Here is a 12,150-nt window from a genome sequence, read left to right as displayed (position 1 = left end):
TCATAAAGTCAACAGTTTTATATTATGAATATAGAAATTGACTTTAAGACTTTGGACTTTGGACTTTAAGACTTAAATTAAATGAAAATAGTAATCATAAATTACGGAGCAGGAAATATTCAGAGTATCATGTTTGCAATTGAAAGGCTTGGTTATAAAGCCGTTTTAAGCAATAATGCCGATGAAATTCAAAAGGCTAACAGAGTAATCTTCCCTGGAGTGGGAGAAGCAAGTTCAGCGATGGAAAAACTTCGAGAAAGTGGACTGGATCGTTTGATTCCAAATTTAAAACAACCCGTTCTAGGCATTTGTCTGGGCATGCAATTAATGTGCAAGTCTACTGAAGAAGGAAACACTAAAGGCTTAGGGATTTTTGATGTCGACGTCATTAAATTTACATCAAAAGTAAAAGTTCCCCAAATGGGTTGGAATCAGATTTATAACTTAAAAACAGACTTGTTTAAAGGGATTGTCGAGAACGAATTCATGTATCTCGTTCATAGTTTTTATGCTCCGAATTGTTCTGAATCTATTGCAACAACAAATTATGAGACAGAATACGCATCGGCACTACAAAAAGACAATTTTTTCGGAACACAGTTTCATCCCGAAAAAAGTGGGGCTGTTGGGGAGAAAATATTAGAGAATTTTCTGGAATTAAATGATTGAATAATTTAAAAATTAAAAAATTGAGCTAAATCTTTAAATTATTCAATTTTAAATCTTTTAATAAAATAAACAAAATGAGAATAATACCAGCCATAGATATCATCGACGGAAAATGTGTTCGCTTGTCGAAGGGCGATTACAATACCAAAATAATTTATAATGAAAATCCACTGGAAGTGGCGAAATCCTTCGAAGCACATGGAATCGAATATTTGCATTTAGTTGACTTGGACGGCGCAAAATCAAGTAAAATTGTAAACTATAAAATCCTGGAGCAAATTGCGACGCAAACCAGTCTGCAAATTGATTTCGGTGGTGGTTTAAAATCAGATGATGATTTAAGAATTGCTTTTGAGAGCGGAGCGAGTCAAATTACAGGCGGAAGTATTGCCGTAAAGAATAAGGCCATTTTCGAAAAATGGATTTTGCAATATGGTTCGGATAAAATTATCTTAGGTGCTGATGCCAAAGACGAAAAAATCGCTGTTTCAGGCTGGCTAGAAGATTCAAATGAAAATTTGATTCCGTTTATTCAGGAATATCAAAATAAAGGAATTCAGTATGTTATTTGTACAGATATTGCAAAAGACGGAATGTTAGAAGGACCAAGTTTTGATTTGTATCAAAAAATACTAAACGAAGCCAACGGCGTAAAATTAATCGCATCAGGCGGAATTTCAACGTTCGATGAATTGCCCAAACTAGCCGAACTTGGCTGCGAAGGAACCATTATTGGGAAGGCAATTTACGAAGGACGCATTACCCTGAAACAATTAGAAAATTATATAATTAGAAAATAAAAACATATGGTTACTTGTCATTTAAAATACACAATAGATCCCTTCCAACTAGCTGTTTTCGAAGATTATGGAAAAAGATGGATTAAACTAGTAAACCGATTTGGTGGTCAGCATCATGGTTACTTCATGCCTTCTGAAGGAGCTAATAATATTGCGTTTGCAATGTTTTCCTTCCCAAGTTTAGCTGAATATGAAAACTATCGAAGATTAATTTTGGAAGATCAGGAATGTATTGAAACTTTTAAAATTGCAGAAGATTCTCGCTGTATACTAAGTTACGAGAGAACTTTTCTTCGCCCAGTATTCGAATAGTATAAAATTGACTAATTATCTAATTGACAAATTGCCTAATTACCCAATTAACACATTAAAAAAATGTTAGCAAAAAGAATCATACCCTGTTTGGATATAAAAAACGGAAGAACGGTAAAAGGAGTCAACTTCATTGATCTTCGCGATGCAGGTGATCCCGTTGAACTGGCAGAAATTTATTCGGCGGAAGGCGCGGATGAATTGGTTTTTCTGGATATTTCGGCTACCGAAGAACGTCGCAAAACGTTGGTTAATATGGTACGAAGTGTTGCTGAGAAAATCAACATTCCATTTACTGTGGGTGGCGGAATTTCGAGTGTCGAAGATGTTGAAATACTGCTGAATAATGGTGCTGATAAAGTTTCGATTAATTCTTCGGCAGTTAAAAATCCACAGCTTATCAATGATTTGGCTCAGAAATTTGGGAGTCAGTGCGTAGTAGTCGCTATCGATGCCAAACAAATTAACGGACAATGGATCGTGCATCTGGTAGGCGGAAAAGTGCCAACCGAACTAAACTTATTCGATTGGGCAATTGAAGTGGCAGAACGCGGTGCAGGTGAAATATTATTCACTTCGATGGACAATGACGGCACAAAAAATGGTTTTGCAAATGAAGCTCTTGCCAAACTTTCAGAACTTATCAATATTCCGATAATTGCTTCGGGTGGTGCAGGAAATATTCAACACTTTGTCGACTCATTTAAAGTAGGTAAAGCCGATGCGGCACTGGCAGCGAGTGTTTTTCACTTTAAAGAAATTGAGATTAAGGTTTTGAAGGAAGAACTTAGGAGTAATGGCGTTGAAGTCAGAATTTAGAAATAAAAGTAAAAAGTAAACAGTGAAATGTAAGAGTAAGGAGTTTTACAATCTGAACTCTGCAATCTAAAATCTAAAATAACTATGAATGTAGATATAAAAAGTGCACACGGATTAATTCCGGCAATCATTCAGGATTCAGAGACCAAAAATGTTCTGATGCTGGGGTACATGAACGAAGAATCACTTCAAAAAACAATAGAAACACAAAAAGTAACTTTTTTCAGCCGATCCAAGCAAAGATTGTGGACAAAAGGCGAGGAGAGTGGTAACTTTCTGGAGCTTGTGAGCATTAAAAACGACTGCGATGGCGATACCCTTCTTATTCAGGCAAAACCTGTAGGGCCAACTTGCCACACAGGAGCAGATACTTGTTGGCAAGAACCAAACAATCCTAATTATGGGTTTATTTCTCAATTAGAAAACACCATTAAAACACGACGTGAAAATGCTGATTCCGAAAAAAGTTATGTAGCTTCTTTATTTGAAAAAGGCATTAATAAAATAGCTCAAAAAGTGGGTGAAGAAGCCGTAGAAGTGGTTATTGAAGCTAAAGATGATAATGATGATTTATTCTTAAGCGAAAGCGCTGATCTATTATTTCACTATTTGATTTTATTGCAAGCAAAAGGTTTTCAGTTGAATGATGTTGTTGATGTTTTGAAGAAACGTCAGAAGTAAAAAGTTTAGTTTCAGGTTTCAAGTTTCAGGTTATCGTAAGGAACGTGAAACTTGAAACAAACTACCACGCAGTTACTCCACAAACTCAAAAATCGCAAACTCTTCCGGTTGATGAAACCCAAACCTTAAACTTTTATAAGGCTGTAAAGCAAGATATTCCGTTGTATTACCATAATCAATTCTAAAAGTGTTTCCTTTCCATTTTGTACCTGCTTTTGGAGTTGAGAAATTACCATTTTTGATGCTGTTCAAACTGGAGAATGGGATTTTGATTTCGGTATTGAAACCTTCGGCAGTTATTTGGCTTTGTCCTTCTATTTCTAAAACATCAAAAGCCATGCTAGTATTCCAGCCACCACAAAGCGGGGAGATACATTTTAGTAGTAAATCGTAATATGAAGAATAGGCATTAACCCCAATTTCCAGGTAATTCTGACCATCGCCATCAGGATCGATAAAGATTTCGACTAAATCGTCTGTGCTAAAAATCTCGCTATCTTTTTGTTGTGCTTTACCAACTATTTTAGAATCTGTAGAACGATAGGCTATATAAAGGTTTTCGTTATTCCATGAAAAAGAAACATAGGTATCCTGCGCTGCTTTTTTCCCTGAATCATGAACTACAAACGGTCCAAAAAAGGGAGTTTTCCACTCGGATAAATTGCCATCGATAGCTACTTTTTCAGTTGTTTTATGAACAGGAATATTTTGCGAATAAGTTGTGATCGAGCACATCAAACATAGTAACACAGTGATTTTAATGATTCTCATAAATAGCAGATCTAAATTTGATTCGCTAAAATACAGAAGAATAAACAAATTTTAACATTAAATTTTCTCAATCGCCAATATAAAACCCGTTAAAACTTGATTCGAATGTTTACATTTGTTCAAATATAAGCGGCTTAAAAAGCCTTTTTATTTCGACAAAAAGAAAATATCTACTACGTATGAAAAAATACTTCGGTGGCGTTTTTATCGCCTTTTTATTTGGTTTTACAGCCAATGCGCAGGGACTTTTGAATAAGTCTGAAACTGTTTTTACACATCAGGATACTTTACGCGGAAGCATTACAAAAGAAAGAGCCTGGTGGGATTTAAAATACTATCATCTGGATATAAAAGTTAATCCAAAGGAAAGAACAATTTCGGGTTCAAATACAATTCGCTATACCGTTTTAACCGACTACAATACCATGCAGATTGATTTGCAGGAACCGATGCAGATATCTAAAGTAACGCAGAACGGAAAGGAGTTAAAGTTTAAAAGAGACGGAAATGCTTTTTTTATCACTTTGCTTGAAAACCAAAAAGTAGGGGATACAAAAGAAATAGTGGTTTCTTTTGGAGGAAAACCGAGAGAAGCTGTTAAGGCTCCATGGGATGGAGGAATCAGCTGGAAAAAAGATAAAAATGGTAAAGATTTTATTGCTTCATCCTGTCAGGGATTGGGTGCCAGCGTCTGGTGGCCAAACAAAGATCACATGTATGATGAAGTCGAAAACATGTTAATCAGCGTGAATGTTCCGGGAGATCTTACAGATGTTTCGAACGGAAGATTAAAAAGCGTTAAAAAAGAGAAAGACGGTACAAAAACCTTCAATTGGTACGTTTCAAACCCAATCAATAACTACGGGGTAAACATTAATATTGGAGATTACGTTAATTTCTCAGAGGTATACAAAGGTGAAAAAGGAGATTTAGACTGCAATTACTATGTCTTAAGAGACAACCTGGCTTTGGCAAAAGAACAATTCAAAGATGTACCAAGAATGCTTAAAGCATTTGAAAACTGGTTTGGACCTTATCCTTTTTACGAAGACAGTTACAAGCTGGTCGAAGTGCCTTATTTAGGAATGGAGCATCAAAGCAGCGTAACTTATGGAAATGGCTATAAAAATGGTTATTTGGGTCGTGATTTAAGCGGAACAGGCTGGGGATTAAAATTTGATTTTATCATTATTCATGAATCTGGTCATGAATGGTTTGCAAACAACATTACCTACAAGGATATTGCCGATATGTGGGTTCACGAGAGCTTTACTAACTATTCAGAAAGTCTGTTTCTGGAGTATTACTATGGAAAAGATGCTGCAGCAGAATATATAATCGGATGCAGAAAAGGCATTAGCAATGACAAACCAATAATTGGTCATTATGATGTAAACAATGAAGGCTCAGGCGATATGTATCCAAAAGGAGCAAATATGCTGCACATGATTCGTCAGATTATAAACGATGATGCGAAGTGGAAATCGATTTTGAGAGGGTTAAATAAAACTTTTTATCATCAAACAGTTACAGGAAAACAAATTCAAGATTATCTTAATGAGCAATCAGGAATCAATTTCAATAGAGTTTTTACTCAATATTTAACAACAACTCAAATTCCGGTTTTTGAATACATGTTTAAAAACGGAACTTTTGGATATCATTGGACAAATTGTGTTGCAAAGTTTGATATGCCGGTTCGCGTAAAATTAAACGGAGTTGAAACATGGCTAAAACCAACAACCGAATGGCAGTCTGAAAAGACCACAAATGAAGATAGAAAGGTAGAAGTAGATAAAGATTTCTATGTAAAAACTTCGAATATAATCGAATAAAAAATAGATAAGTTTCAATATAAAAATCCCAAATTCCAATCTAAAGGAGTTTGGGATTTTTTGTATCTAATAAAAAAAAAACGACAGGTTTTTGAAACCTATCGGGCTTGTTAATTTAAAAAGATTATCAATCAATCAATCATCTAATTATCAAATTACTATCGACTATTCAGTTTCGCTTTTTCTTTAATAATATCAGCAATTTTTTTATTGTCGATTTTACTTTCCAGCCAAGAAATGATATCCAAATACAGGAAAGCTCGTTTTTCATAGGTGTTTTTCTCGAGTTCGATAAAACGCGTACGCATCTTGATAAACTCCTTTTTAATATCGGCAGGATAGAAGTTGTTCAGATTCTTGAGGAACTTGATAATCTCTTTCTGAACTTCGTGCAAATCATTCATTTTTAATAAGAACTTATAGGTGTTCTTTAAATGATTTTCCAAATAATAATCTTTACCTAATTCATAATGTGCAATCAATGACAAAAGCCTTGCAAAACACATTAAATCCTCACGCATCGATAAATTCTTATTGTTAATGATCTTGTCTAAATAATTAATCGACTCATTGTACTTTTCGTTTCCAAAATAGATGGAGGCAATTTTATAGTAAAACAACATTTCGTGATGCTCGTCAAGATGCTCACTGTGAAGCTTTATCCTTTCCAAAATCTCCGGAATCAAATACTCGCTTTCGGCAAAAGTACCTTCAAGTATGTGCAGGTTTAACTTGTTGTTATAAACGTATAAAAAAGACAACGACGCAATGTTATCATTTACCGGAAACTTAGGATCAGCGATCGTCTCTTCTAAAAGCGTCAAATACTTCTTAAAATTCGACTGGTACTTCAGCATATATAAGGATTCCAGAAAATAATGATTCCCTTTTAGGAAAAAAACCGGATTCAAATAAATCATATTAGGATTGTCATAAAACAATCTTACCCATTTATAAGCATATTTGTAACTCGCTAAGAAGTCCTGAACCAAAAAACTTCGCCAAAGATTGGCATTGTAAAACCAGTATTTTTCCCTAAAACCAAACTTGCTTTCGTCTAATTTTGAAATATGTTTGTTGAAATAATCGTCAATATATTTATACTCTTCATCACTTTTTACATAACCGGTTTTTAACATGATTCCGTATAACTGCAGCGATAAATTCGATAATTTACTTGAAATGGTATTGCGATAATTCAGTTCTTTGGCCTGAATTACCAATTCGTCGGCGCGCCCCTGAATACTTCGGGTAATGTATTGTGATTCGATTAGTTTTTCGAACTCTACAATCTCATAAGCCATATATTTCTCGTCATTTTCAAGAGCCAGAAGTTTTGTTTTATCCAGAATTTTTAAACTCTGTCTATACAAACCTTTATTGTATAAAATAACGGCAAAATCTATTTGTTCCCGCAGCTGGTACCGAATATTCTGACTAGGGATATTCAAACGTATACTTACTAAAATTTGCTTGTACAAGTATGATTTCAAGTTAGATAATTGAACTTTCTTAATGATTCCGCTCTTTAAAATAAGCTTTTCATCATAGGTTTCAGATTTATCTAAGATGTTAAATAATTCGATGAATTTAGTATTCGAACTCGTCTCTAAACGGCTTGCAAAAATCTTAAACTGTCTTTTTTCGGATTTAGAAAGTGATTTTATTAATACAAATAAGAAATCTTTTTGATGGTTAGCCATTGTAAAATATAATAATATAACTTATTGGTTTTTAGCTAATTAGCTTGTTTTGAATTGTTTTATGAACAGTATAATTTCATTAAAATGAATTTCGTGCCGGCAAAGTACAATATATATTTGTTATCGAGATGTGAAATTACATTAAATAAATGAATATGAATAGAGAGAAAGTTCAAATTTTTGACACCACTTTGCGCGATGGTGAACAGGTTCCAGGATGTAAGTTAGATACGAAACAAAAATTAGTTATCGCAGAACGACTTGATAAAATGGGTGTTGACATTATCGAAGCAGGTTTTCCTGTGTCAAGTCCCGGCGATTTTTTATCGGTCTCTGAGATTTGTAAAATTGTAGAAAACGCAACCGTCTGCGGACTAACAAGAGCCGTAAAAAACGACATTGATGTTGCTGCAGCTGCCCTCAAGTACGCTAAGAAACCTAGAATCCACACCGGAATCGGAACATCTGAATCTCATATACTCCATAAACTAAATACCACAAGAGAAGATATTATAGCAAGAGCAAAATTTGCTGTATCACATGCAAAGTCTTATGTAGAGGATGTTGAATTCTACGCAGAAGATGCCGGAAGAACCGATAATGCTTTCCTTGCAAAAGTTTGCGAAGAAGTCATTAAGTCTGGAGCAACTGTATTAAACATACCGGATACAACAGGGTACTGCCTTCCGGAAGAATACGGAGCAAAAATCAAATACCTAAAAGAAAACGTAAAAGGTATCGAAAATGTGATCCTTTCCTGCCACTGTCATAACGATTTAGGAATGGCTACTGCAAATTCAATCGCAGGAGCTATAAACGGAGCAAGACAAATAGAATGTACCATTAATGGTATTGGGGAAAGAGCAGGAAACACAGCTCTTGAAGAAGTAGTGATGATTTTCAAACAACATCCTTACTTAAATCTAGACACCAACATCAACACAAGAGAACTAAACGAAATGAGCCGTTTGGTTTCTGAAAGTATGGGAATGATCGTACAGCCAAATAAAGCCATTGTTGGAGCAAATGCTTTTGCACACAGTTCCGGAATTCATCAGGATGGTGTAATCAAAAACAGAGCAACATACGAAATCATGGATCCGCTGGATGTGGGGGTAAATGAATCTTCGATTATCCTGACGGCCAGAAGCGGAAGAGCAGCTTTGGCATACCGAGCTAAAAAAGTAGGTTATGAACTTACAAAAGTACAATTGGATTTGGTATACATTGAATTTTTGAAATTCGCTGATATTAAAAAAGAAGTAATAGATGCCGATATCCATCAAATCATCGAAGCTTCTAAAATTCAAGGAGAATTGATCCGAAACTAGTTGAAAAGAGTAAAGATCATTGAATAAAGAGAATATAACAAAAAATAAGGATTTAAATACATAAAGAACGAGACGTTATGAATTTGAAAATAGCAGTTTTACCAGGAGACGGAATTGGACCAGAGGTAATTTTACAAGCCAAGAAAGCTTTATATGCTATTGGTGAGGTATACAATCATGAATTTGTTTTTGAAGAGGCGCTCATGGGAGCAATTGCCATCGACAAAACAGGAAATCCGCTACCGGAGCAGACTTTAAATCTTTGTTTAAACACAGATGCTGTATTGTTTGGAGCCATTGGAGATCCTAAATATGATAATAATCCATCGGCAAAGGTTCGTCCGGAGCAGGGATTGTTAAAACTGCGTAAAGAACTGGGATTGTTTGCTAACATTCGACCTATAAAGCCTTATAAATCACTCATCGATGCTTCTCCATTAAAAAGAGAAATTATCGAAGGTGCTGATTTTACTATTTTCAGAGAATTAACTGGCGGAGCTTATTTTGGAGCAAAAACACTAAATGAAGAAGGAACGCATGCTTCGGATTTATGTGAATATTCAGAAGAAGAAATCACCCGAATTGCACATTTAGCCTTTAAATCGGCACAAAACCGACGCAAGAAGCTAACTATGGTAGACAAAGCCAACGTTTTGGAAACTTCCAGATTATGGAGAAAAGTGGTTCAGAAAGTCGGTCAAAGTTATCCGGATGTAGCTTTAGACTTTTTGTTTGTGGACAATGCAGCCATGCAGCTGATTTTAAATCCAAAACAATTTGACGTGATTTTGACAGAAAATCTTTTTGGAGATATTCTTTCTGATGAAGCGAGCGTTATAACAGGATCTATCGGTTTATTGGCGTCTGCATCTTTGGGAGAAAAAAATGCCCTTTTTGAGCCTATTCACGGTTCCTATCCTCTGGCAAAAGGAAAAAATATTGCTAATCCGATTGCGTCAATTTTATCTGCAGCAATGTTACTGGAACATTTTGGCTTGTTTAAAGAAGCCAATATGATTTATAAAGCTGTCGAGAAAGCGATCGAATTTAAAGTGGTTACTGTTGATTTAAAACCAGATTCAAAATTCGGTACAAACGAAGTAGGGGAGTTTGTTTCTAATTTTATCTTCAGTAAAGACGATTTACTATATTTTAATAATGACAACGTTCATATCGGACAATCAACAATTGTTTAAGGTTTTCTGTTAAAAATTAGAATAAATAACAAGAAGTATGTAAAATGTTGAGATTTTGTTTTTTTAGTCCTTTAAGTTTTCATACTTTTGTCAAACTAAAAAAAGAAAGTGCAAAACTCAATTATTATTATTTCTGTCATTACTGTAAATGTGATTATCACATCTGCACGGGGAATGGTATAAATATAATTGAAAAACTATATTACAAACCTTCCAAATACTGGAAGGTTTTTTTTTGAACAAAAATTAAAACAAATAACACAATAATGGAATTAAATAAGTACAGCAAAACCATCACTCAAGATCAAACACAACCTGCAGCGCAAGCCATGTTGTACGGTATTGGTTTAACTGAAGAAGATTTGAAAAAAGCACAGGTAGGTATTGTGAGCATGGGTTACGATGGTAACACCTGCAACATGCACTTGAATGATTTAGCAAAAGATGTTAAAAAAGGTGTTTGGGATGTAAATCTGGTCGGACTTATTTTTAATACCATTGGTGTAAGTGACGGAATTTCAAATGGAACTGAAGGAATGCGTTATTCGTTAGTTTCCCGTGATGTAATTGCCGATTCTATCGAAACAGTCGCTGGAGCACAGTGGTATGATAGTATCATCGCAATTCCGGGTTGTGACAAAAATATGCCTGGCGCATTAATCGCAATGGGAAGATTAAATCGTCCGTCTCTTATGGTTTACGGAGGATCTATTCACTCCGGAAAATGGAAAGGTGAATCTCTGAATATTGTTTCAGCTTTTGAAGCTTTAGGAAAAAAAGTAAAAAATGAAATTACTCCCGAAGATTTTAAAGGAGTTATTCAAAATGCCTGCCCAGGCGCTGGTGCGTGTGGAGGAATGTATACAGCCAATACGATGTCTTCGGCAATTGAAGCCTTAGGAATGAGTTTACCTTACAGCTCTTCAAATCCCGCTTTGAGTCAGGAAAAAAGAGATGAATGTCTTGCAGCAGGAGCCGCAATTAAAGTTTTACTGGAAAAAGATATTAAGCCAAGAGACATTATGACTCGTAAGGCTTTTGAAAATGCCATTACAATTGTGGCAGTTCTAGGTGGTTCAACAAATGCCGTAATGCATTTAATTGCTATGGCACATGCAGTAGATGTTGAAATTACACTTGATGACTTTCAGGCAATTAATGACAGAACTCCGGTACTTGCAGATATGAAACCAAGCGGTAAATATATGATGGAAGATATTCATGAAGCAGGAGGTATTCCTTCGGTTATGAAATATTTACTAAAAGTTGGACTTATTCATGGAGATTGTTTAACCGTAACCGGAAAAACAGTTGCCGAAAACTTAGCTTCAACTCCGGATTTACAAGATGGGCAGCAAGTAATTCATGAAATACAAAAAGCTTTAAAACCAACGGGAAACATTCAAGTATTGTATGGAAATCTTGCTTCTGAAGGTGCGGTTGCAAAAATTAGCGGAAAAGAAGGAGAGTATTTTGAAGGCCCTGCCGTTGTTTTTGAAGGTGAATTTGAAGTAATTCCTGGTCTTGAAGCCGGAAAAATTAAACCCGGCAATGTAGTCGTCATTAGGTATTGTGGACCAAAAGGTGGTCCGGGGATGCCTGAGATGCTAAAACCAACATCGGCCATTATTGGAGCCGGATTAGGAAGCAGCTGTGCTCTTATTACAGACGGCAGGTTCTCTGGAGGTTCACATGGCTTTGTGGTAGGACACATTACACCAGAGGCCTATGATGGTGGTGGTATTGCACTGGTAAAAGATGGTGATTTAATTGCTATTGATGCTGTAAAAAATACTATCAACCTGAAAATATCTGACGAAGAATTTGCAGCTCGTAAAGAGAATTGGATTCAGCCTCCTTTAAAAGTAAACAAAGGAGTTTTGCTTAAATACGCCAGATCGGTCTCAAGCGCTTCAACAGGTTGCGTTACCGATAAATAATTTTACAATAACAATTTCAAAAAACAATGACAATATCAATAAAATAACAAAGTTCAATTGCAATAAAAAGTAGAAATATAAAAAATCAGTTTG

Annotated in this window: 10 protein-coding genes and 1 pseudogene; 9 read left to right on the top strand and 2 right to left on the bottom strand. The window is 35.4% G+C overall.

Annotation, left to right across the window (positions count from 1 at the left end; genetic code table 11):
* Nucleotides 1-81: 81 nt before the first annotated feature.
* The 5 genes and pseudogenes from hisH to hisIE all read left to right on the top strand — a co-directional run.
* The gene (gene hisH, locus AC3IS6_RS16280; RefSeq protein ID WP_489160888.1) at nt 82-669 is read left to right on the top strand and encodes an imidazole glycerol phosphate synthase subunit HisH; all 588 of its coding nucleotides are present in this window, start codon (nt 82-84) and stop codon (nt 667-669) included.
* 74 nt (nt 670-743) lie between these two features.
* Nucleotides 744-1,469: a 1-(5-phosphoribosyl)-5-[(5-phosphoribosylamino)methylideneamino]imidazole-4-carboxamide isomerase gene (hisA, locus tag AC3IS6_RS16275; protein ID WP_489160886.1), complete on the top strand. Its 726-nt coding sequence runs from the start codon at nt 744-746 to the stop codon at nt 1,467-1,469.
* 6 nt (nt 1,470-1,475) lie between these two features.
* Nucleotides 1,476-1,781: an NIPSNAP family protein gene (locus tag AC3IS6_RS16270; RefSeq protein ID WP_017497486.1), complete on the top strand. Its 306-nt coding sequence runs from the start codon at nt 1,476-1,478 to the stop codon at nt 1,779-1,781.
* A 63-nt stretch (nt 1,782-1,844) separates the two neighbouring features.
* On the top strand, nt 1,845-2,600 hold the full coding sequence (gene hisF, locus AC3IS6_RS16265; protein ID WP_489160885.1) for an imidazole glycerol phosphate synthase subunit HisF: 756 nt from the start codon (nt 1,845-1,847) through the stop codon (nt 2,598-2,600).
* A gap of 75 nt (nt 2,601-2,675) precedes the next feature.
* Nucleotides 2,676-3,281 (top strand): annotated as a pseudogene (gene hisIE, locus AC3IS6_RS16260) (bifunctional phosphoribosyl-AMP cyclohydrolase/phosphoribosyl-ATP diphosphatase HisIE); the annotation flags it as partial.
* A gap of 72 nt (nt 3,282-3,353) precedes the next feature.
* Here hisIE and AC3IS6_RS16255 read toward each other — a convergent pair.
* A complete protein-coding gene (locus AC3IS6_RS16255; protein WP_489160883.1) occupies nt 3,354-4,052 on the bottom strand; it encodes a carbohydrate-binding family 9-like protein in 699 nt (232 codons plus the stop codon).
* 179 nt (nt 4,053-4,231) lie between these two features.
* On the opposite strand from AC3IS6_RS16255, the gene AC3IS6_RS16250 reads away from it, so the two are divergent.
* A complete protein-coding gene (locus AC3IS6_RS16250) occupies nt 4,232-5,887 on the top strand; it encodes a M1 family metallopeptidase (protein ID WP_489160882.1) in 1,656 nt (551 codons plus the stop codon).
* Nucleotides 5,888-6,045: 158 nt separating this feature from the next.
* Here the strand turns inward: AC3IS6_RS16250 and AC3IS6_RS16245 are convergent, their stop codons facing one another.
* Nucleotides 6,046-7,590: a hypothetical protein gene (locus AC3IS6_RS16245; RefSeq protein ID WP_489160881.1), complete on the bottom strand. Its 1,545-nt coding sequence runs from the start codon at nt 7,588-7,590 to the stop codon at nt 6,046-6,048.
* A gap of 155 nt (nt 7,591-7,745) precedes the next feature.
* Here AC3IS6_RS16245 and AC3IS6_RS16240 point away from each other — a divergent pair, with 155 nt between their 5' ends.
* From AC3IS6_RS16240 to ilvD, 3 genes are all read left to right on the top strand, one after another.
* Nucleotides 7,746-8,921 (top strand): 2-isopropylmalate synthase, encoded by a 1,176-nt coding sequence (locus AC3IS6_RS16240; protein WP_489160879.1) that lies wholly within the window; start codon nt 7,746-7,748, stop codon nt 8,919-8,921.
* Nucleotides 8,922-8,998: 77 nt separating this feature from the next.
* The gene (gene leuB / locus AC3IS6_RS16235; RefSeq protein ID WP_489160877.1) at nt 8,999-10,117 is read left to right on the top strand and encodes a 3-isopropylmalate dehydrogenase; all 1,119 of its coding nucleotides are present in this window, start codon (nt 8,999-9,001) and stop codon (nt 10,115-10,117) included.
* Nucleotides 10,118-10,383: 266 nt separating this feature from the next.
* Nucleotides 10,384-12,057 carry a dihydroxy-acid dehydratase gene (ilvD, locus tag AC3IS6_RS16230; RefSeq protein ID WP_489160875.1) on the top strand — a complete coding sequence of 558 codons (1,674 nt, stop codon included), beginning with the start codon at nt 10,384-10,386 and terminating at the stop codon, nt 12,055-12,057.
* Nucleotides 12,058-12,150 lie beyond the last annotated feature (93 nt).

Source organism: Flavobacterium sp. KH_035 (genome assembly GCF_057839565.1).
The sequence above is the reverse complement of the archived record's forward strand: the minus strand, read 5'-3'. Positions and strand labels throughout refer to the sequence as shown.